The sequence below is a fragment of the Spiroplasma endosymbiont of Monopis laevigella genome, assembly GCF_964019975.1.
Lineage (GTDB): Bacteria > Bacillota_I > Bacilli_A > Mycoplasmatales > VBWQ01 > Spiroplasma_E > Spiroplasma_E ixodetis_A.
This window is the reverse complement of sequence record NZ_OZ026473.1, coordinates 234,253-257,928: the sequence shown is the minus strand read 5'-3', so window position 1 is coordinate 257,928 and position 23,676 is coordinate 234,253. Positions and strand designations below refer to the sequence as shown.

Genomic DNA, 23,676 nt, shown 5'->3' with positions numbered 1-23,676 from the left:
CTAAAATAAGTGTAGAATCATAATTTAAATTACCATCATTATCAACAAAAAAACTTCTCTAGCATTAATATAATTGCTCAACTTATAATTAGCATGATTTGTATCATAACTGTAAAATTTTTGATCTAAATCTGATTGATTAGTAATTCAATTACTATTTGTTAAATAATTATATTGATTATTAAATAAATGAGTTAAGGGCTCATTTGTTGATTCTTTTTTTGGTAGTAAGGAATTTTTATTAACAACATTATTATCCGTTTTATTACTATCAATATTAATAATGTTACTTGTGAAAAGTAATGATGCTAAAATACTTATTGTAAATATACTTAATATTTTTTTCATAATTTTGCCCTCCTAAAAAATAGAATGACAAAATGGTTTAATATTTGATTTAACTTCATCATAAATTGAATCGGTATTTATTTTTTCATATATAGGTTGTTCTTCTACTTTTTTTGTAATATTTGATAGTTTAATTTCATTAATTTCTTCCGTCGTTACTTTCATATTATTTTCACTTGTTTTATTTCTTGGTGGTAATTGTGGAGGAACATTATTACCAACTGAACTCAATGAAGTTGTTTCATCTTTTACATTTTCATAAATAAATTTTTCAAAAATAGCTTTTTCTTTTATTTCTTCATAAATATGATCATCTTGATTAAAATATAAAGGATTATCAATTGAACTATTTTGATAATTTAATAACATTTTAATAGTATTAAATAAAAAAATATTATCTTCTTTTAGTTTTTTCATCTCTTCTTCTATATGAAGAATTTCTTTTCTTATTTTTTGTAATTCTTTATTTTTCTTTTTAAAGTACTTTTTAAGATACTTATTATAAAATTTTCTTATAAACTTTAACATTTTCTTTCTCCTTCTTATAAAAAAATAAAAAAATTTTAAAACAATCATGCTTTTTTTATTTTTTTATTATTTCTTAATTTCTTTTTTAATTCCAAAATGATTTTATTAGTTCTGGTGTTATTACTATTTTTATATATTTACTTAAACTTATTTTTTAAAATTCTTTCAAAAAATAAAAATTTCTTATAATAAAGGTATGTCAAAATTTTTAATGTCCGTATTTATTTAGTTATTTAAAATTTAATTATTATAAAAGTTTAATTATAACTAAAAATAAAAAAATCATTACTTTTACCATCCTCTAAAATCACACCAGTAATTATAATAATTGTATATTAAATACAATAAAAATAAAACGATAAATATGAATTTATTTTCTAAAATATAATAGAATTTTTTTAAAATTTTTTAAACAGAGTTATTAAAATAAATCTATTATTAAAAAGGGATTTTTATATTATCCATGTGGTTCAAATGTCGGATGAGGTACACTTTCTACTTTAGAATTAATAATATTTTTATTTCAAGGAATTATTTTATAAAATACATAAGCACAAATAAAATCAGCTGATTTACTTAAACACGAAATCATAATTACCATTTTAATACTTAAGTCAGTTCACTGCAATAAAGCAAAAGTAATAAAAATATCAATAAATCAAATTAAAAATAGATCAGCAATACTAATAATTAAAGTATAGCCACCAGCATAAAGAAAACTAAATAATGGTTGCATCATATTAATGAAAAAATAAGTTACTGCTGAAAAAGCCATATATCAAACTGCAAGTTTCATAGCATTATTAGATAAATTTGGAAATAATACTTTTGGAACTCAAAAAGCACTACCCAAAATAATTAAAGCAATAACAGTTGAAATAGCAAAACTCAATTTTAATATCTTCTTAGCATTTTCTTTAGCCAGTACTAGTTCTCCTGAACCTAACTTGCTACCAACAGCATAGCCAACTAAAGCATTATATCCCCTAAAAGTAGAATAAAAAATAGCAACAACACTACCAACAATTTGCACAGCGGCAACAACTTCAGTATCACCAAAATGAGAATATAAAGCTGTTAACATTACTACTGAAACACCAAATAATACTTGACTAGCAAATAAAGGAATAAAAGTAATAATATATTTTTTATGTAAATCTTTTGTAAATTTAAAAATATTTCAATTAGGAGCATAAATTGGTTTTTTATAAATTAAATAACCTAACAATATAAAACATTCTACTGCTCTTGAAATAATTAAACTTATTGCTAATCCTTCAATGCCTAATTGTGGTCCCCCACTATATGGTAATGATAAAATACAAACTAAAAATGTATTTAAGAGTAATGAACAAATAGAAGTTATCAATGGTGTTTTAACGTTACCACATGTATTCATAGTAATTGACATAATAAAAGCAAAACCTAATAATGGGTAATTTCAAGCAATTAATTTACTATATTCTTCAGCAATACCAATAGCATTTTGATGAGAATTATCTTCAGCACCAAGAATTATTCCCATAATTTGTTTACTAAATAATTCTAATATTACAACAAAAAATATTGAAAAAATTAAAGTATAAAATAATTTTATATTAGTAGTTTCTTGAATTTTCTTCTTATCTTTAATACCTAAATATTGAGCAGTAAAAATATTACCAGTAGCAACAATAGCAAAAAAGATATATCAAACCATATCATAAATATTACTTGATGATGCAATTCCGGCAATAGCATCATCATTTCCAAATTGACCAACCACAAAATTATTCATTAAGTTTATTAATGTTTCAATTAAAGATTGTGCACAAATTGGAATCATAAATAATAATGCCATTTTATAAAAGCTTAAATTATCTTTGTTTAACATTTTCATATCATCTCACCCAATTTAAAATTTAATATAATAAAAAAATATATTAATGTTATTATTTAATATTTTGTTATATTTTTAACGAATAATTGCTTGAAATTTTTTCTTTAATATTTCTTGAATATTACTTATTTGTCCACTTACTTTTGTTTCATCTAATTGTTCTTCTTGACTATTAAATTTCAAATTAAAAGTTAATGAGTGTTGATGTTGTGATTTTAATTTTTCATCATTATAAAAATCTACCAAAGATATTTGTTCTAAAAAATCAATATTTGCAAACATTATAGCATTTTTTACATCAGAAAATTGAATATCGCTATTAACAATAATTGATATATCACGACTTAAAGTATTAAATTTTGATCAAAGCTTAAATTTAGAAACTACTTTTTGTTGTTCTTCTATGATTTTAACTAACTTACTACAATTAATTTCTGCTAAGAATATTTTTTCAACATTAATTATTTTTTCAGTTTGTGGATGCAGTGCGCCAATAGTAGCAATATGTTCTTGCTCATAAAAAATATCTGCGCTTAAATACGGATGCATTAAAGAATTATTATTATTTTTATAAACAATAGAGTTAAATAAATTTGGCATAACTTTTGCTAAAAAACCATCTAAAAAACCTTTAATAAAATAATAAGTACTATTAGTAATTTTATTAGCATTAATTTTTGGTCAAAAATTATCCATAATCATAAAAGCTAAATGATGATTATCATCAGTTTCATCACCTGTATAAACAGTTTCATCAGTAAAAATTTTTAATTGTGTTTCTTTACGTGCATAATTATATTGACAAATTCTTAATAAACTATCTGTCAAACTAAAACGCATAACTTCTCTTGTTAATGTCAACGGTGCTTCTAATTTTACAGGTATTTTATATTTAAAAAAATTAAAATCATTTAATCTCTGCATACTTGTTAAACTATATGTTTTTACTTGATTAAAACCATAACTTGTTAAATGTTGTCTTCATTTCATCATTAAATTTTCCAATGCTGTTGGTGACTTAAATGATACATTAAATTGTGGTTTAATAACTGGTAATTTATCATATCCAAATACTCTGGCAACTTCTTCACTAAAATCATTAGCGTTATTTAAATCACTACGATGATTAGGAACTGTTACTTTTAAAATTTCTTGATTTTTTGCATCAATTTCAATTTGACAACCAATAATAGTCAAATAATTAATTATTTCATTAACCTCAAATTTTGTACCTAAAATTTTATTAATAAAATTGAAATTAAAGTTAATCACTTTTGTTTTAACTTGATAAGGAACATCATTACTAAAACCGGTAATTTCATATTTAACTTGCAATTGTCCTAAAATAAACAAATAACGTTGTAAAGCAATTAAATAATAGTCAGGAACAACTGGTCTTGTTAAACGTTCTAATAATGTATTAATAAGAGCACCATGTCGTTTTGCTTGTTTACTCATTAAGGTAACATCAGGATTAATTGAAAATATAAAAACTTCTTTGGAACTTGGTTTAACTTCATATTCAATATTATGACTAACTCCTAAAACACTAAAAGCCAAATATTTATCGTGTAATAAAATATCGCCCTCTTTAATTTGCAAATTACCTTCTGGGTATGATTTAGGCGAAATATTTAAAGATGGTTTTTTTAAAACATCAGCACTAAAAGTAATTAAGGGTTGACCCAATTCTAACATTACTAAATGAATAATATCTTCTGATAAAGTTTTGGGTACAATATTTGCAAGTTGTAGTGTTCTTCTAATTCAAATTGGTGTTATTACAGATTTATCATCAAATTCAATCTTTAATGTTGCTAAAGCTTGAATTTTACCATTAAGAACGCTAACTTGACTTTTATTATCAAATTTTCCTATACTACTAACTTCCATGTTTTTTAAAGGAATTTTAAAATACCCGCTTAATTCTCTAGCAATACTATAAATCCCCAAACAATCACTACGATTTACTGTTAAATCAATAAAAAAAATTGTATCATCTAAATTTAAATATTGTAACGGATTAATATTACCAATCATTGCATCATCTGGTAAATGAATAATACCACTTAATTCTTCTTTATTCTGAACAATACCGCTTAATCCTAATTCTGTTAATGAACAAAGCATTCCTGAAGAAACAACATCTTGAATTGTTCTTTCAACAATAGTAAGACCATTACCTAAAACACTTCCTATCCTTGCTACAACAACTTTAATACCAATAACTACATTTGGTGCACCACAAACTATAGTTAACATTTCAGTACCTACTGTTACTTCACAAATATTTAATTTATTCGATTTAGGATGTTTGGTAATTTTAGTAATTTGACCAACAACTAAGTTTGTATTACTAAACATTAAATTTTTTACTTGATCAACCTCAAAACCTAAACTATTTAAAGCATCAACGATTTCATAATCTTTAATGCTATTAATATTCAATCACTGCGAAATGATTTTACGTGAAACTATCATTTTATTTTATACTCCTTTTAATTTTTAAAATTGTTTTAAGAATCGAAAATCATTATTATAAAATAATCTGATATCGTCAATGCCATATTTAATCATAGTAATTCTTTCAATGCCTACACCAAAGGCAAAACCTGCTGTTGTTTCATCTAAACCAGCAGCAATAAAAACATTTGGATGAATCATACCAGCACCCAAAACTTCAATTCAACCAGTATACTTACATAATGAACAACCTTCTGTATTACATTTTGGGCAACTTACATCTACTTCAACTGAAGGCTCCGTAAATGGGAAATAACTAGGACGTAATCTTGTTTTAGTTTCCATACCAAAAAATTGCTGACAAAAATAATTTAATGTTCATTTTAAATTTGCAAAAGTAATGTTAGAACCAACTAAAAACCCATCAACTTGCATAAATTGATGAGAATGAGTAACATCATCATCATCTTTTCGATAAACATTTCCTAAACTAATAATAGCCGTGGTTTCTTTTGAATTTTTATCTTGCTCGCTAAGAATGCGTGCAGTCATATTTGTAGCGTGTGTTCTTAATAATCAACGATTAAGTTTGTCATTATTATTTTCAAGATAAAAAGTATCTTGCATATCTCTTGCTGGATGATCAAATGGTAAATTTAAGCGATTAAAATTATATTCTTCATTTTCTACTTCATTACCACTAATGATTTGATAACCCAAATTTTTAAAAATTTCAGATATTTCGGTAACAGTTTTTAATAGAGGATTGATGTGACCAATATTAAAATCAATACCCGGTAGTGTTAAATCAATTTCTGAAGATTTAAGACGCTTATTAATGTTATCTTTCTCAATTTCATTAAATTTTTTTATTATATATTCATTAATTTCTTTTTTTAATTTATTAGCTGCTTGACCAATTTCAATTCTAAAATTATGAGGAAACTTTTCTAAAGATTTTAATATATTATTAATATCCGAATTTTTACCTAAATATTGTGATTTTAAAACTTGCAATTTATGTAAATCAGCAACTTCATCAATATTATTAAATGCTTGCTGTCTAATAATTTCTAATCTTTTTTTTAAATCGTTAACCGCTAACATTCTATTCCTCCATTAATTTGTTAATATGTATAATTAAATTTTTATAATTCAAAATAAGTATAACTTATTTTAATATATTACTAGTAAATAAGCAATACGTTACTATTGCTATACTTGTTGCTAAATTTAATGATTCAACATTAAAAGAAGTTGGAATAAAAATATTACTATTAATTTTATCTTTATACTTTTTATTAATGCCTTGTCCTTCATTGCCAAATAAAAAAGCATTCTTTTGCTTAAAGGTAATTTCAGATAAATTAGTACTATTATCTTCATGTAGAAATGTACCATAAATCATATAATTTGCATTTTTTACTTTTAATAAAAATTGATCAAAATTTTCATAATACACATTAGTATAAAAAATAGCTCCTTGACTTGCACTAATTACTTTGTGATTATATAAATCAACGCTTTCATTCGATAAATATACTTCAGAAATATTAAAAGCAGTAACACTGCGTAAAATATTTCCTAAATTACCTGGATCTTGAATTGTATCAATTAGAATAATATGAGAAGAATAAAAATAATTTAAAGGTTTAACAATATTACAAACGCCAATTATTGGTTGTGGTGTTTTTTGTTGTGAAATTTTTTTAATAATCATACTATTTACAACAATAACTTCAATATTATTACAATCTTTTAATAAATTTGCATATTTGTCTAAATACTTCTCATCAACATATACTGCAAGTAATCTTTTTTTTAATAATGCAATACTAATTAAATGTTCTCCTTCAATTAAAAACTTTTTTTTAACATTGCGATGTTTTCTTTCATGTAATAAAACTAATTCTTGAATTATTGGATTTTTAAGTGAGGTTATTTGTTTCATCCATAACTCCTTGTTTTAATATTTTTTGACAATCTTGAAAATCTGGACAATATTGAGCAACAAAATTTCAAAATGTTTTTTTATGATGAGCATGAATTATATGCGTTAACTCATGAATTATAACATAATCAATTACAGCATAATCAAAATGAATTAATTTATAATTAAGTGTAATGATTTTAGTATTTGGTTGACAAACACCTCATTTATTTAACATCGAACGAATTTTTAGTACTGAAAACTCAATATTCATAATTTCTGATCAATATTGTAAACGACTCATAAAAATATTTTTTGACTCTTCTTTTAAAAATTTTTGAATTTTAATTAATATTTGCTTATCATCTTGAATATTTGTGCATACTACCAAATTATTAAATTCAAAATAAATAATGGTTTTTTTTGAATGATACTTAGTAATTAATTTATATTTTTTACTTAAAAAATAAAGATAACTGTCATTATTATTAATAACAATATTAGGTTTTAATATAGTTTTCTTTTTTAAAATTTTAGGTAAACTTTTTAAAATGAAATCTTCAATTAATTTTTCTTGCATAAAAAATGGAGCACTAATAATAATTTGATCATTGCGCACTTTTAAATACATATGTTTTTGTTGTTTATATGTAATAATGTACTCTCATTTTGTATTATTATAATTGAAAATTTTAACATTAGTCATTTTAATCTCCTAAATAAAACGATCACTTATTTCCATTAATAATTTTGTGATTGTCGTAAATGATTTATTTCATTTTTATAAATATAACAAGAAATAATGTCTTCACTATTAAAGTTACATTTTTTACCAATTGTAAAATAAATATTTAATAATTCAAAAAAATCATTACTTGATTTTGATTTAAAAAAAGTTGTAACAAAAGCAAATAAATCAATGAATGCAAGATTAAGATCTTGATAATTTGTTTTTTCTGAAAAACTAAAATTTTGAAAATCAATATTAAGGCTATTACCGATACTAAGAATAAAATGAAGACTATCAATATATTCTTCAAGCATTACTGATTTTTCACTACTTGGTTTTGAACTTCAATATTTAAAACATCTTTGTTCATTTGCAAATTCACCTAATTCAACTAAAAGTGCTAAAAATCTAGAATTTAATGTTTTAATATCGCTAACACCGCGATTAATAATTATTTTTTTATCTAACTCATTTTGAAGTTGGATAATTGTTGAAAATTGTTTTGAATTTAACATAATTAACTCACTTTCTTTTTTTAATTATTAATTAAGATTTCATTATTTTTTTATCTTTTAAATTTAATTTTTTATAAAATTTTGTAATTAATGATTTTTTATCTTTGTAAATAAGATTAATTTTTGTTCCTTTTTCTAAATAAAAAGGAGATAAAGTTTTTATAATAAAAATATATGTTAAAACTAGTAATGAAATACCAACAACAGACATAAATGTAAAACGTAAAATTGGTAACCACACTCAAGTGTCTAATACTTTTTTACCAAAACTTGCTGTATAACCGGCATTTCCAATAAATAAGTAATTAGTACCAAAGGAAGTATTAAAAATAAAAACACCACCACCAAATAAAGTTAAATATAATATACTTTTTTTGATATATATTTTGTCATATTCAATATGACCATATAAATATAAAAGTAAATAAGAAAAAATAATAATAATATGAATAAAATAATGATTTCAATAAAGAAAATGCTGTGGACCAAAAACTCATTTTGTTTTATCTGGTAATAAAAATGCCAAAATAACAAGACCAATTAAAGGAAAAGTAATATTAAATAAACTTTTATTAGGAATAATTAATAATATACCACTAGTAATATTTAATACCGAACATAATTGAAAAGGAAAATAATCATACCATTGATAATTATCTCCATTCAATCCATGAACAATATAAAAACTAATATATAAAAGTATTTGAAAAATACCTAAACTATATTTAAAACTATAGCACTTACTTAAATTAGCATAAAACCTTTTAAAAATAAATAAACTAATTATCAAGAATAATGATATAGATAAGCCAATTCAATAATACATACCAAATAAAGGATTAATAACTGCTTGTGGATTACCATCAAAAAATCCAAGAAAAACAAATTGCATAATGGCCCCCCTCTTTTTTAAATTTCTTTCTTATTTTTATACTAAGAAGCGAATTTATTTTTTAATTTTACCATTAAATATATTATAAAACAAAGTTTGTGATAAAAAAATATTCTTTGAAATTTATATTAAATACATTTCCAAAACTTATCATAATTTTATAAATTAAAAACACTTGAAATAAATTAAATTTATTATAAGTGTTTTTAATTTATATAAAATTTGCAATTAATTATTTTGCTAAAGCAGATTTTGATGCCAAAACTAATTTCTCAAATTCTTCTGGTTGATTAATTGATAACTCAGACAATATTTTACGATTAAGATTAATATTAGATTTATTTAAGCCATCAATAAAACGTGAATATGATAAATCATAATTACGAACAGCTGCATTAATTCTTTGAATTCATAACTTGCGAAACTCACGTTTACAATTTTTACGATCACGATAAGCATATGCTAATGAGTTCATTACTTGTTCATTTGCTGTACGATATAAACTATGTTTTGCTCCATAATATCCTTTTGCTGCTTTTAGTATTTTTTTACGACGATGATTAGTTGTATAACTGCCTTTAACTCTAGCCATTTATTTTGTCACCTTCCTAAATTAAATCTTTTAAACGCTTATAGTCAGAAGCAGATACTTCACTTCACCCACGTAATTGACGTTTTTGTTTTGTTGTTTTATTTTGAGCTAAGTGAGAAACAAAAGCACCACTACGCATTCATTTACCACTTCCTGTTACTTTAATTCTTTTTTTTAAAGCTTTTTTTGTTTTCATTTTTGGCATATTTTACCTCCTATTGTTAATTTTCTTGATTTTTCTTTTTTGGAAAAAGATAAATAGTTTGTATATTTTTTTCTTTTTTATCAAAGTTTTTATCATAAATACAAATATCTTCTAATTCTTTATAAAATTTTGTAATTACTTCAAATCCTGCTTCAGGATTATGTAATTCACGACCACGATATTTTAATGTAACTTTTACTTTGTTACCATTACTTAGAAATTTACGAGCCTTATTTGCCTTTGTTTTAATGTCATTGTTATCAATAACAACACTTAGTCGAATTTCTTTTTCTTCAACAATTGTTAATTTTTGTGCTTTTTTAACTTCTTTTTCCTTTTTTTGTTGTTCAAAACGATATGTATCAAATTTAAACATTTTACAAACAGGTGGTTTAGCATTTGGTGATATACATAACAGGTCATATCCTAAATCTTCTGCTTTTTTTAAAGCATCATTTTTTTTGATTAAGCCATAATTAGTACCCTCATTACCAATTAATAAAAATTCATAAAAGGGAATATTACTATTTCATAAATTATCATTATTTTTAAAAGCCATACATACCTCCTTTAATTTGCATAAATAAAAGTCTGCTAAAACGCACACTCACCACTACAAAACTTTATTTTAAAAATAAAAATTTAAAGCATTGAACCTATAACAACTTAGTTATCAGGTGAGCGTAAAAACTACTTTCTTTATGTCAACTATTATTATATTAGATTTTTAATAAATTACAAGATTTTTTTAATATGTTAGTACATAAATTTAAATAAAAATAAAAAAACTTACTATATAATTAGCAAGCAAGTCTTTTATTTTTATTAATTTTAATACTAATTACTTATATATAACCTATATTTTATTAAAATTTTTAGCTGTATATAAGATTCCTTGCGATCCAGCAGCATAAATTGAATCATCTGGACCAACTGCTAAAGCAAAAATATGATCATCAGTATTTTTTATTCCAGATAATTCAGAACATAAATCTGTATCTTCTATTTTTTTATATACTTTATTAGAGTCAATACCAACAAATAAATTATTATCTCTATCAATGACTAAACCTTTAACCTCGTGGTTTGGATTTGTTTCTAATATTACCTCATATATTCCATTCTTTATCTTATAAAGACGACCATTTCAAGAACCAGCAAAAACAGTATTATCCTTGTCAACTACTAAACTATCAATTTGATGCCCATCGTTTATTTGTTGAAATATTCCAAAAGTTTGACTTATTTTATCAGTTTTATAAATTATTCCACGATCATCATCACCAGCATAAATTGAGCCATCTGAACCAACTGCTAAACTATGAATATGATCACCATTTGTTCCTTGCATTAAACTAGTGCTTCCATTTTTACTGATTTTGCATACACCAGTATTACTACCAACATAAACAGTTTCAGTATTTTTATCAAATGTTAAAGCTCAAATTCAGTTTTTTGGTCCTGGTATTATAATTTTTTCAAAACTACGTACACCATCACTCTTATAAACAAAACCATTATCACTACCAACATAAACATTATCTTCATTATCAATTACTAAGGCTCTAACTGCCCAATATCCTTCTAATCCTGCCATTAAAATTTCTAATCCTGTTGGAGTAATCTTATAAACCTTATCTTCTTGTGCTCTAAAAATATTACCTTGTGAATCAACACCTAAAGCATAAATGTTTCCATTTGTTAATTTTTTAGAAACAAAATTAGTAATACTATAATACAAATTAACTGTTCCTATATAATCACCTTTACCAATAATTGTAGCAGTACTATTATCTTGTCTTTTAATATCAAAATCATTAATAGTTAATGATTTAATTGCATGATTTGCTTCAATAATACCTATTAGTAAACTCATTTTAGATGGTGCTAAATCCTTCCCACTATTAATAAGTCCTAAATTATTATTTACTATTATATCTGCTAAGTTAATTACACTATGTTTATTTTCTAAACTTTTTTTATTTTGAATATAATTAGTTGCAATATTAGTTTTTTCTTCAATTGTGTTTAATACATTAGTTAAATTTCCTGTTGTTGTTGGAAGTGTTAAAACACTTAATGTTTTTATTAATGTTTTCATAAGTACCCCCTTTTTGATACTACTAATAGTTTTTTATAGTATACAATATATATAATATATATTAAGACTTTTAAAATAAAATACAAATCTTTTAATTTTCCAACTTTGTAATTCTAATTAAATTGATATGTAGGTTAATTAAATAATTGGAATGGCAACCCTTTTTAGGACTATTTTTTGGTAGACATTTGTTTTTGATAACTAATTGGAGTTAGGTAGTTTAGAGTACTGTGAATTCTTATGTTGTTATATCAATTGATGTAATCAAATAATTCTAATTTTAATTGGATTAATGATGTAAAATTTTTATCATTAATAAATTCAATTTTGAAAGTTTTAAAAGTTGCTTCAGCAACAGCATTGTCATAAGGACATCCTTTTTTGCTTAAAGATCGAGTTATGTTGAAAGCTAATAAAAGTTTATCAATAGTTTTATTATTGAATTCATTACCGCGATCAGTATGAAATATTTCAATATCTTTTAAACAGTGATTTGATTGCATAAATGCTTGATATACTAATGATGCATCTTTTTTAACTCCAACACTATGTCCAATAATTTCGCGGTTAAATAGGTCGATTAATAGGCAAATATAGTTTCATTTACCATTAACTTGAACATAAGTTAAATCACTAACAATAACTTCATTTTTAATTCTATTATTAAAGTTTCTATTAACAAGATTGGTTATTTGACTATCATTGACTTTATTATGATAATTTTTGAATGATAATTTAGTGTATTTTGATATTAAATTATGCTTATTCATAATTTCTTTAATTTTTCTGCGTGATAAATAAATTTCTTGGTTTGCTAGTATGACTTTTAATCTTCTAGTACCATAAACTTCTTTATTTTCTTTAAAAGCACTAATAACAGCTTGTTCATAAATATTATTTTGAATTTTATTTTTTTTCTTTAAATTAAAATAATATGTTGATTTAGAGAGTTTTAAAAAATGACACATTGTGCGAATTTTATATTTAGATTTATTATTTGCAATAATCTCTACTTTCTGCCTATTATTAGTGCTGCTTGCTTTAAAATATCAATTTCCATTCGTAACTGTTTTAATTCTTTATTTGCTTGAATTAATTGTTTTTCTAAATCTGAAAGATTATCTTTAGTTTTAAAACTACCTGAATTAGTAAATTGCTTAATTCAATTGTAAGTAGCTGCTCTTGTAACATTGTATTCTTTAACAAGGCAAGATACTGATTTGCCACTTTGATATAAAGCTACTATTTGTTTTTTAAATTCATCTGAATATGAGTTAATAGTGACCATAATTATAATTCCTTTCTTTTAACTAATTTGTTCACTTGTCTATGTAATTAGTGTCCAATAAAGTGTAACCCATCCACAAAATGAAAAAGTAAAATTTTTAACTAATAAAAATAAAAGTACTCATGCTTCAATTTTAAATTATTTTGGTTTTAATGATTTTAACCATGAAACTTATTTCACTGATTTTGTAGCAGAAAATAATGCTAATTTATATAATGCTCCATTAGATATTAATAATGAAACTATTAAACAATATTTAATTCAACAAGAATTTTACAGAAAAAATTGAAATTCAATTTTTAAATTAAGTAAATTAGGAATTAGTGCTTATTTAATTTATATTGCTAATGATGACTTATATTTTCAAGTAGTAGATATACAACAAAGAGTTTATGATATTACTGGTAAATTAATTGAATGTACTATTTTTTATGATAGTTATGAACAAAATGCACAAATGGTAAGATTATTTGAAGTTTATACATTAAATAATGAACAAATAACTATTAATCGTGCAATTTATAGTATTAGTGATAATAAAAAACAATTTCCATTAGATTTTAAATCATTCATTAATAACCCTAATTTAGCACAAGAACAAACACTAAATATTAACTATATACCAATAGCAATTATGAGAAATAAAGCAAATGAGCTAGCAGATTGTAATAAAGTAATGGATAAAATTAAAGCATTAGATGTTATTTATGAACAAATTGTTTTAGATACTATTTTAAACTCACCTAAATTTATATTTAGTCAAACTTATGGCAATGTTCAATCTTTAATAGAAGACGCAGTAAGAACATTAGTTACTAAAAATTACATATTTAAAAGCGGTGGAGATAATAATGAACAAAACGAAAATATCAATATGACAAATAGTAATTTTAAAGGTAAAAATTTAACTGATATATATGATTGAAATGTTAATGAAATATTTAAACGTTGTGGTATTCATATACCAAGTCAAAAGAAATCAGCACAACAATCAGTTCCCGAAAGTACAGCAGTAAATATTTCAACTATTAATTATATTGAACAAAAATTATGACAATTTAATATTGATATTCTTAAATTTATTCAAATATTAGTAAGTGTAGATAAAGATTTATTAAATAGTAAAACATTTAATATTAATGATGATCAAGAAATTAATAATTTAACTGTTAAATTAAAATTATTTAATCCCGAAAATAACCAATTAATAGGAGAGAACAATGGAAAACAACAACAAACCACAAACGAAATTTCCACAGAAACAAACTAAACTTAATCAAGCAGAAGTAGAAAATGATTATTTAATTGATAACATTCCTTATGACTTTACTAATATGATGCGTGCTACTAGTGACCCAGATATTAATAGAGCATATGATGAATTTAAAAAAAGAACGATATATATTTATGAAATTGAACGTTTATTTAAAAATAATGAAAATAATAGTTTAAAATTTTCAGCAAATACTATTAAAATAGGTTTTATTGATATTGATAAAGTATTAAAAACTACTGCTGTTGAAACATCTGATTTTACTATGCAATTAAATCAAAGAGCAAGTACTAATATTAATGATAATACAATTGAATATAGTATGACTGATATTAAAAATTTAATATTTCAAGAAATAAATTTATTAAATCAATTTAAGTTATATGCAGTTAGTATAAATGAACCTTTAACTGAAAATAATATTGATATTTTATATATAATTAATAATTATTCACAACCTTATCAAAATCCAAAAACTAGAAGTACTAAAAGTATAACTATTATTAAAATTAAAGATTTTAAAACAAGAGATGGTTATCCAATCATTATTAAATTACAAAAACCATTAGATAAAGATACAAAAGTTACTGGTTTAAAAATTAAAGCCCCTAGAAGCATGATTTTTGGCAATATAAAGGTACTTGGTGAAGTTGACAATATGGAAGTATACCCAAAGTTATTTCTCAAAGATAAGATAGCATTTCCGCTGTTATCAATGCCTATTGAAACTCAACCAAAAGTTAGAATTTTACAACAATGATTTAGTGAGCAAATATTACCTTGAAATTTAGCAAAACAATTTATCGGACAAGAAAAATCAGTTTTAGATTTAATTAAAATTAGTAGTGGTTCTGTAACAAGAAGAGAAGTTATTAATAATGCAAGAATAACTCATGCTTGATTAGGATATGAGTTTAGTAATGTTTTAGGTGGTAAATGACCATTAAAAAGTCAAAAAGAATTAAAAGATAAAGAAGTTTGAGATTTTGTAGGTGAAAGTCAATTTTATAGTTATATTGCAACTAATAATAAATTTAATGATATTGAAATTGAAATTAAAGATGCACCAACTATTGATAGCTTACAACAATTATTATTAGATATGCTAAGTTATACCTATAATTATAATCGTAATTTTGATGGCGCAGATTATGATGATAAAAATGAAATAGCAAAATTACGTGATAAATTCTCAGGTCAAAAACCTGATGAAGTTATTACTAATTTATTTAGAAAATGAGAACTTGATTATCCAAATTACATAAATTTGCAACAAGTTAAAATATTTAAACAAGTATTTATTATGTTATCAAAGTATATTTATTCAACATTATCAATAAATAAAGGTCTAAATGATGATAATAAAATTTTATTACCTTATTATTTTGAATTAAAATCAAATCCTATACATTCTAATAAGGATAATAGTTGAAAATATAAAGATGTAAAAGTAATACTAAAATCTGAATATTTTGATTTTACAGATATGAATAATATTAAATTAAAAAATAATGATATTAGTCAAAATGAATTATTTAAACTTGATGATAATCAATTTAATTGATTATCTATTACAAATGAATTAGAAAGCAATAATATTCCGTCATTAATTCCAGCAGATTGAACATTAGGAAATGGCGAATATGGAAAATACTTTACAAGAGTAATTATTAGTAACAATAAAATTGAGAATGCTTTAAATTTATATGGTTCAAATAAATCTCAATTATTTTCTAAATTAGAATTTTATGAAGAGATATTACAAATTGATAATAAAAATGAATTTGAATTGCAAATTAAAAATCCAATTAATAATTTAAATCGGATTGAAATTAGTGGGATATTTGGTGATGGTAATTATTATTTAATTTTAATAACTGACAAACAAGAAATAAACTTAACTAATATTAATTTATTTGACAAATATAATGAAAATATTTCTTATATTAATTTAGAAATTTAAATGTTATTTATTAAAATAACCATATGGATAATTGCCATCTCATGGTATATCTATTCTTTCAATAGTATCTCCACCATTATAAAATTTTGTTTTTTTAGGATTATCAGCAAAGTATATTTTAAATTCACTTTTTATAGAAACTGAAATACCATGAATGTCAGACATTCATATTTTCTGAACACCCATTATAGGTTTTTTATATGAATTTAAATAATATTTAAGTCCACTAAGATTATGGGTAAGCACCTCCCATGATTAATCCTATTGTTCCAGTTGTAGCACCAGTTAGTGCTAATGCTAATGTTATTTTACTCAAATTTGCTTTTATTCATGTTTTCATATTAAATTACTCCTTTTTTCCTTGATTTTACTTATAAATTGTACTATTTTTGATTATTTTTACAAGTACGTTTTTAAACGCAAAATAACGCCTAAATAAAAGGCGTTTATTTTGTGATACCTATACTATTAATGATATTGTAGTTGTTTATTATATGGCAAATGTGAAGATGCTTTTTTTCACAGTAGCATTATTTTTACCCCTAATTACATTTTTATATGGATACAATGCATAAAATAATCCATCATACGGGTCTTGATACATATTTTTATCAGGAATGTTAGTTTTGGTTTGGTCATAACGTAATTCTTCTAAACATTGAGTAGTCTTTGGTAAATCATCTTTATTTGCATAAAAGTTTCCATAACTCATAATGTTTCTCATTCAAACTACTCTATTAGTTAATCCTGCTTCTTGATTTAAATTTGAAGCATGTTTAATAGCAGTTTGTGTGATTAAAATAGTATTATGTTCATCTATTAATTTTTGATTTAATCAATCAATGGCAGTTCGTGCTTTATCATCATAAAAATAAATTGCTTGTTCAAAATTTTCAAAATTATCAATTAATCCTAAAATTTCATTAACATAAGCATTAATTTTTTCATTTTCATTTATAAAATCATTTGGAGTAACTACTAATTCACAAATAATATAAGCATCATAATAACCAGTATTATTATATTCTTTAAAACCCACTACTATAAATACAGTATGGTCTTTATGACCAGTTGCTCAATCCACACCAACTGAATAAAAATCAAATTTATACATATCTTTTTTTGAATTATAAAATTCTTTTAAATCATATGGTTGTCAGCACTTTACAGTTTTTTGAAATGGGAAAATTGTTGCATCACTATCTAAAAATTCAAAACCATAAAAAACAGTATTAAATTCATCAGGATTACTTTTTTTCATTTCTAATAATGTTCTTTTTTGAATATCTGGTAATTTATTTCAAAATGGTTGAATAGTAAATCTTAAAACAAATAAACCTAAACCACTAAACATATCTTGATTTTCATAATAAATTTTGCCATTTTTTTTAAGATTTTCCATCACTTTATCATTTAATGGTAAAAATGGCGTACAGTATTTTAAATAAAATGGATGATATTTATCATAAGGATTACATGTAAAAGTAATAAAGAAACTTTTATAAAAATAGCGAGTAATTTTTTTTCCAAAATTAGGACTATATATATTTTTATCAATAAACGTTCAACTTCATTCTTTAATAGGTTCTTTTGATACTTTAATACGATTACTTCTAAACATAGAGTTTTGTAAACGTTCATATCGATATGTTAATTGCTTTTCTGTTAGTGTTTCTTTTTCTTCTGCCATAATAATTTCATCTGTTCTTGAACCTAAAAAACTTGAACCACCGGCTTCTTTTCCAAAAATCTTATTACCATTAGCATAACCAATAAAGTCAATTTGTTGATTATTAGGAAAAATAATACATCCACCATCCTTAGTTATTTTTCATTTAATACCATGTGGATTATTAGGTAATAAATTAATATTATATGTATCTAATAAAACTTGACAAACATTCATTAAAGCACCAATTGTAGTTTCACTATGAGTATTTTCATATCTTCTTACTTCTTGAACACTACTATCACTAAAATTACAACATATAAATAAATCAAATGCTAAACAATTTCAAGTTTTTCTTGTTCCACGTGCTGTTGGTACAAAACGATAAAAACAATTGGTAGTAAAATATTCTGCTCATTCATCACCAACAAATTCTTTGAAAATATCCCAACTAAAACCATAATTATTATCACTAAAATTAAGATTATATTTTTTACTTAATTGTACATAACTAGTGATAAAAGCCATATTTACTCCTTATTTTTAAAAAAAATTAAACTTAAATTATTAACAAATAAAATTTTGAAAGGAACATTAAAAATGTTTATATTACCATTTGTAAATCATTTTGATTGAGACAAACACAATTTTAATCAAGATGAATTAAATTTACAACAAACAGAAGAATTATTTAAAAAAATAGATGATTATTTATGAAATGCATGTGATAAATCTGTATATAAGTCATATAGATTTAGAAAAAGAAAATTAAAAACAAAAAAAGGTTTATTAACTTATAAACGACGTATTTGTACATATTATAACCCAAAAACACAAAAAATGGAATTTCTTTCATTGTTAGATAATTATCTTGGTGTTAAAAAATATAGTAAACTTGCACCTAATGTTATTAAACAAATTTTGAAATATTTTGCAGATGGTAAAAAGTATCATGATGTTTGTGATACTTTTATTGAAGGTTTAATAAGTAATAGCACAGTTTGTAGAACATATAAAAGTTTCAATTACCAAAAGCCAATATCCTCAAAATACCATTACAACCATATCAAAATTTATATGTAAATATTGATGATGGACATAGAAAATTTAAGTTTAATGAAAAACATAATACTAAAAATTGTAAAAAATGTTCAATGAGATTATTAGTATTTTGTACTGGTAAAAAGAAGAATGGAAAATTAATTAATAAAAGAGCTGTATGTAAAATTAGAGTATCAAAAACAGAAATTGGTGCTGAAAAAACTGCCAAATTAATTGAAAAATATGGTAATTTATTTTTTGAAAATTTTGACCAAGCAAATTTAATAGTTTGTGGAGATAGTGCAAAATGAATTAGAAAAACTGCTACAATTTTAAATGCTAAATTTATTTTAGATAAATTCCATGCTTTTCATGTTTTATTTCTTGGCATAATGGCTGGAAGAAGAAAAAATAAAATTGCTAAATTACACTATCAAAATGCAATAAATTTATTTTCCAAAGGTCAATATTATGAATTAATTGATTTTTTACAATCATTGACTTTACAATATAAAAAATTAAAAGTTGGTTATTTTGTTAATGCAAAAGATGGCGTATTAAATCAAGCATTAGTTGAAAATATTGGTTGCTTTACTGAAACTAATATTAAACAAATTTTAAAGCATATGATTGGTGATAGAACTTATAACATTGATATGTATACCAAAATGGTTAATTTTAAATGTTATCAAATAAATACAGCAATACAATTATTATAAATTAACCATTTCAATTTAAAGATAACTAAAAATAAAATAAAACTTATTAAAGTAAAATTTAATAAGAATTTTTGAGTTATAAAAGTAAGTATTATTGTTGACTAATATTTTACAAGTGTTAAGATTAACATACAATTGCATATTGATTCTCGTCTAATCTTATAATTTAAAGACAAATTTGAATATTATTGACAACATCGGTACGCTCCCAAAAAATCTTAATTTTTACATTAAGATTAACAATAAAAAAAATTTGGCATCGTGCTATTTTCCCATTGCTGGTATTTTCGCCGCTGGAGTGCTTAACTGCTGTGTTCGAGATGGGAACAGGTGTGACCACTCCGCCATGGACACCAAATAGTTTAGCAATTGCTCCCTAAAAACTAGAAACAGACATCTTTAAATTTGATTACTTTTGATTTGCAATAGAGAATATATTCTTCAATAAATCCTCGATCTATTAGTATCAGTAAGCTGAACATATCACTATGCTTACACACCTGACCTATCAACCTTGTAGTATTCAAGGGATCTTACTTCTTTCGAATGAGAAATCTCATCTTGGAACTGACTTCGCGCTTAGATGCTTTCAGCGCTTATTCATGCCCTACATAGCTACCCAGCTGTGCCACTGGCGTGACAACTGGTGCACCAGAGGTAGGTCCATTCCGGTCCTCTCGTACTAGGAACAGCTTTCCTCAAATTTCTTGCGCCCACGACAGATAGGGACCAAACTGTCTCACGACGTTCTGAACCCAGCTCGCGTACCGCTTTAATGGGCGAACAGCCCAACCCTTGGAAGCGACTACACCTCCAGGATGCGATGAGCCGACATCGAGGTGCCAAACCTCCCCGTCTATATGAACTATTGGGAGAGATTAGCCTGTTATCCCCGGGGTAACTTTTATCCGTTGAGCGACGGCCTTTCCACACAGCACCGCCGGATCACTAAGCCCAACTTTCGTTCCTGCTCGACTTGTATGTCTCGCAGTCAAGCACCCTTTTACCTTTGCGCTCTACATATGATTTCCATTCATATTGAGGGTACCTTTGGGCGCCTCCGTTACTTTTTAGGAGGCGACCGCCCCAGTCAAACTACCCACCAGACACTGTCCTTAGACCAGATTATGGTCTCAAGTTAGAATTTCAATATAGCAAGGGTGGTATCCCAATGGTGACTCCATGCCTACTAGCGTCTGCATATCAACGTCTCCCACCTATGCTGTACAAACTACACCAAAATTCAATATCAAGTTGTAGTAAAGCTCCACGGGGTCTTTCCGTCTAATCGCGGGTAACCTGCATCTTCACAGGTACTAAGATTTCACCGAGTCTATAGCCGAGACAGCGTCCGGATCGTTACGCCTTTCGTGCGGGTCAGAACTTACCTGACAAGGAATTTCGCTACCTTAGGACCGTTATAGTTACGGCCGCCGTTCACTGGGGCTTCAGTTCAAAGCTTCGCTTACGCTAACAAATCTCTTTAACCTTCCAGCACTGGGCAGGCGTCACCCCCTATACATCGTCTTACGACTTAGCAGAGAGCTGTGTTTTTGCTAAACAGTCGCCCGGACCTCTTCACTGCGACTCATATTGCTATGAGCTCCCCTTCTCGCTAACTTACGGGGTTATTTTGCAGAGTTCCTTAGCTATAGTTATCTCGCTTGCCTTAGGATATTCTCCTTGACCACGTGTGTCCGTTCTCGGTACAGGCACCATGGTGATGTCTTTAGAAACTTTTCTTGGAAGTATGGCATCAAATGCTTCGTTACTAAGCGAACCGTTCACTCCCCATCGTACTTCAAGGTTAACGCTGTGCGGATTTGCCTACACAACCCTCTTTGTACTTAGCCCAGCACTACCAACCACTGGGACATTTTAGCCTTCTCCGTCATTCCATCAGTCACCATGGTGGTACAGGAATATCAACCTGTTATCCATCGACTACGCCTTTCGGCCTCGCCTTAGGTCCTGACTAACCCTGGGTGGACGAACCTAGCCCAGGAAACCTTGGTCAATCGGCATGAAGGATTCTCACCTTCAATCGTTACTCACGCCGGCATTCTCACTTCTAAACGCTCCACTAGTCCTTCCGGTCTAATTTCGTCGCAGATTAGAACGCTCCCCTACCGCCCACAATATATGTAAACATATATATAGACCCATAGCTTCGGTACAATGCTTAGCCCCAGTACATTTTCCGCGCAGAATCATTCGACTAGTGAGCTGTTACGCACTCTTTAAAGGATGGCTGCTTCTAAGCCAACCTCCTAGCTGTCTGAACAATTCCACATCGTTTTCCACTTAGCATTGATTTGGGGACCTTAGCTGATGATCTGGGCTGTTTCCCTCACGTCCATGGACCTTATCACCCATAGACTGACTGCCAGATATGTAACAATGGCATTCGCAGTTTAATTGCATTCAGTACCCCGAGGTGGGGCCATCATACATTCAGAGCTTTACCTCCATTGCACTAATTCTGACGCTAGTCCTAAAACTATATCGGGGAGAACCAGCTATCTCCAGGTTCGATTGGAATTTCACCGCTAGCCACAAGTCATCCACGGTCTTTTCAACGAACGTTGGTTCGGTCCTCCATTAACTGTTACATTAACTTCAACCTGCTCATGGCTAGATCACCTGGTTTCGGGTCTACGACCACATACTAAACGCCCTATTCAGGCTCGCTTTCACTTCGGCTCCGTCTTTTCAACTTAACCTTGCATGTAATCGTAACTCGCCGGCTCATTCTACAAAAGGCACGCCGTCACCCATTAACGGGCTCCGACTTGTTGTAAGCATATGGTTTCAGAAACTATTTCACTCCCCTCTCGGGGTACTTTTCACCTTTCCCTCACGGTACTGGTTCACTATCGGTAATTGGTTAGTATTTAGCCTTACGCAGTGGTCTGCGCAAATTCCGACAAGGTTCCACGTGCCTCGCCGTACTCAGGATACTGTCAAGAGATTTATACATTTCGCATACTGGGCTTTCACCATCTATGGCGTTGCTTCCCAACAACTTCTGCTATATATAAATTTTGTAACTCTTCATAGGTCGAACCTAATAGACAGTCCTATAACCCCAGTCTGACGACTGGTTTAGGCTGCTCCCTTTTCGCTCGCCGCTACTAAGGGAATCGCATTCGCTTTCTTTTCCTCTAGGTACTAAGATGTTTCAATTATCTAGGTATCACTCTGCACAACTATGAATTCATTATACAGTACTATCTGATTAAAGATAGTGGGTTTCCCCATTCGGACATCTCCGGATCAAAGCTTATTTCCAGCTCCCCGAAGCTTATCGCAGGTAATCGCGTCCTTCATCGTCTTCCAATTCCAAGGCATTCACCATACGCTCTTAATAATTTATTTTTAGAATATCCTATTGCAAGATAAAAATTATCTTATTTTTTTAAAAGATGTCTATTATCCAGTTTTTAAAGAACAATTGCTCAGAGAAAACAATCCCTGAAAACTAAACAGAACAAAAGAAGTAATCCAATAAATCATCCATCTAATTTTTCTTGTTGTCTT

At 26.3% G+C, this 23,676-nt stretch carries 20 protein-coding genes and 2 rRNA genes; 4 read left to right on the top strand and 18 right to left on the bottom strand.

Annotation, left to right across the window (positions count from 1 at the left end; all coding sequences use genetic code 4):
- Positions 1-24: 24 nt before the first annotated feature.
- From AACK94_RS01495 to AACK94_RS01430, 14 genes are all read right to left on the bottom strand, one after another.
- Positions 25-348, bottom strand: coding sequence for a hypothetical protein (locus tag AACK94_RS01495; RefSeq protein ID WP_338975917.1), 324 nt, complete (start codon positions 346-348; stop codon positions 25-27).
- Between the two features lie 12 nt (positions 349-360).
- Positions 361-876 (bottom strand): hypothetical protein, encoded by a 516-nt coding sequence (locus AACK94_RS01490; protein ID WP_338975916.1) that lies wholly within the window; start codon positions 874-876, stop codon positions 361-363.
- Positions 877-1,333: 457 nt separating this feature from the next.
- Positions 1,334-2,755 carry an MATE family efflux transporter gene (locus AACK94_RS01485; RefSeq protein WP_338975915.1) on the bottom strand — a complete coding sequence of 474 codons (1,422 nt, stop codon included), beginning with the start codon at positions 2,753-2,755 and terminating at the stop codon, positions 1,334-1,336.
- 75 nt (positions 2,756-2,830) lie between these two features.
- Entirely contained in the window at positions 2,831-5,236 is a 2,406-nt protein-coding gene (pheT, locus tag AACK94_RS01480) for a phenylalanine--tRNA ligase subunit beta (RefSeq protein WP_338975913.1), read from the bottom strand.
- A 24-nt stretch (positions 5,237-5,260) separates the two neighbouring features.
- Complete coding sequence (gene pheS / locus AACK94_RS01475; RefSeq protein ID WP_338975912.1) at positions 5,261-6,325, bottom strand: phenylalanine--tRNA ligase subunit alpha; 1,065 nt, start codon at positions 6,323-6,325, stop codon at positions 5,261-5,263.
- A 64-nt stretch (positions 6,326-6,389) separates the two neighbouring features.
- Positions 6,390-7,169 (bottom strand): RNA methyltransferase, encoded by a 780-nt coding sequence (locus AACK94_RS01470; protein WP_338973997.1) that lies wholly within the window; start codon positions 7,167-7,169, stop codon positions 6,390-6,392.
- Entirely contained in the window at positions 7,147-7,854 is a 708-nt protein-coding gene (locus AACK94_RS01465; RefSeq protein WP_338975911.1) for a M48 family metallopeptidase, read from the bottom strand. Before AACK94_RS01465 ends, AACK94_RS01470 begins: the two co-directional genes overlap by 23 nt.
- 35 nt (positions 7,855-7,889) lie before the next feature.
- Positions 7,890-8,393 carry a dUTP diphosphatase gene (locus AACK94_RS01460; protein WP_338960903.1) on the bottom strand — a complete coding sequence of 168 codons (504 nt, stop codon included), beginning with the start codon at positions 8,391-8,393 and terminating at the stop codon, positions 7,890-7,892.
- Between the two features lie 31 nt (positions 8,394-8,424).
- Positions 8,425-9,285, bottom strand: a complete 861-nt coding sequence (locus AACK94_RS01455) for a hypothetical protein (protein WP_338975909.1) — start codon at positions 9,283-9,285, stop codon at positions 8,425-8,427.
- Between the two features lie 232 nt (positions 9,286-9,517).
- Entirely contained in the window at positions 9,518-9,877 is a 360-nt protein-coding gene (gene rplT / locus AACK94_RS01450) for a 50S ribosomal protein L20 (RefSeq protein ID WP_281749155.1), read from the bottom strand.
- Positions 9,878-9,893: 16 nt separating this feature from the next.
- Entirely contained in the window at positions 9,894-10,082 is a 189-nt protein-coding gene (rpmI, locus tag AACK94_RS01445) for a 50S ribosomal protein L35 (protein WP_174480739.1), read from the bottom strand.
- Between the two features lie 16 nt (positions 10,083-10,098).
- Positions 10,099-10,641, bottom strand: a complete 543-nt coding sequence (gene infC, locus AACK94_RS01440; protein ID WP_338975908.1) for a translation initiation factor IF-3 — start codon at positions 10,639-10,641, stop codon at positions 10,099-10,101.
- Positions 10,642-10,938: 297 nt separating this feature from the next.
- The gene (locus AACK94_RS01435; protein ID WP_338975907.1) at positions 10,939-12,183 is read right to left on the bottom strand and encodes a hypothetical protein; all 1,245 of its coding nucleotides are present in this window, start codon (positions 12,181-12,183) and stop codon (positions 10,939-10,941) included.
- A 170-nt stretch (positions 12,184-12,353) separates the two neighbouring features.
- Positions 12,354-13,471, bottom strand: a protein-coding gene (locus tag AACK94_RS01430; protein WP_338975281.1) for an IS3 family transposase whose coding sequence is annotated in 2 segments (ribosomal slippage) — positions 12,354-13,201 and positions 13,201-13,471 — 1,119 coding nt in all. Because the reading frame shifts where the segments join, the coding sequence is not laid out codon by codon here.
- A gap of 457 nt (positions 13,472-13,928) precedes the next feature.
- Here AACK94_RS01430 and AACK94_RS01425 point away from each other — a divergent pair.
- Both AACK94_RS01425 and AACK94_RS01420 read left to right on the top strand, forming a co-directional pair.
- Positions 13,929-14,741, top strand: a complete 813-nt coding sequence (locus AACK94_RS01425) for a hypothetical protein (protein ID WP_338975906.1) — start codon at positions 13,929-13,931, stop codon at positions 14,739-14,741.
- Positions 14,692-16,707, top strand: coding sequence for a hypothetical protein (locus AACK94_RS01420; protein WP_338975905.1), 2,016 nt, complete (start codon positions 14,692-14,694; stop codon positions 16,705-16,707). The genes AACK94_RS01425 and AACK94_RS01420 overlap by 50 nt, the downstream gene beginning before the upstream one ends.
- A gap of 3 nt (positions 16,708-16,710) precedes the next feature.
- Here AACK94_RS01420 and AACK94_RS01415 read toward each other — a convergent pair whose 3' ends face one another.
- Positions 16,711-16,953, bottom strand: coding sequence for a hypothetical protein (locus tag AACK94_RS01415; RefSeq protein WP_281749131.1), 243 nt, complete (start codon positions 16,951-16,953; stop codon positions 16,711-16,713).
- Between the two features lie 244 nt (positions 16,954-17,197).
- Positions 17,198-18,904, bottom strand: coding sequence for a hypothetical protein (locus AACK94_RS01410; protein WP_338975904.1), 1,707 nt, complete (start codon positions 18,902-18,904; stop codon positions 17,198-17,200).
- Between the two features lie 72 nt (positions 18,905-18,976).
- On the opposite strand from AACK94_RS01410, the gene AACK94_RS01405 reads away from it, so the two are divergent.
- Both AACK94_RS01405 and AACK94_RS01400 read left to right on the top strand, forming a co-directional pair.
- Positions 18,977-19,459, top strand: a complete 483-nt coding sequence (locus tag AACK94_RS01405) for a UPF0236 family transposase-like protein (protein WP_338975902.1) — start codon at positions 18,977-18,979, stop codon at positions 19,457-19,459.
- A gap of 71 nt (positions 19,460-19,530) precedes the next feature.
- A complete protein-coding gene (locus AACK94_RS01400) occupies positions 19,531-20,136 on the top strand; it encodes a hypothetical protein (protein WP_338975901.1) in 606 nt (201 codons plus the stop codon).
- Positions 20,137-20,387: 251 nt separating this feature from the next.
- Here AACK94_RS01400 and rrf read toward each other — a convergent pair.
- Both rrf and AACK94_RS01390 read right to left on the bottom strand, forming a co-directional pair.
- A 5S ribosomal RNA gene (rrf, locus tag AACK94_RS01395) occupies positions 20,388-20,494 on the bottom strand.
- Positions 20,495-20,576: 82 nt separating this feature from the next.
- Positions 20,577-23,514: ribosomal RNA gene (locus tag AACK94_RS01390) — 23S ribosomal RNA — on the bottom strand.
- Between the last annotated feature and the right edge of the window lie 162 nt (positions 23,515-23,676).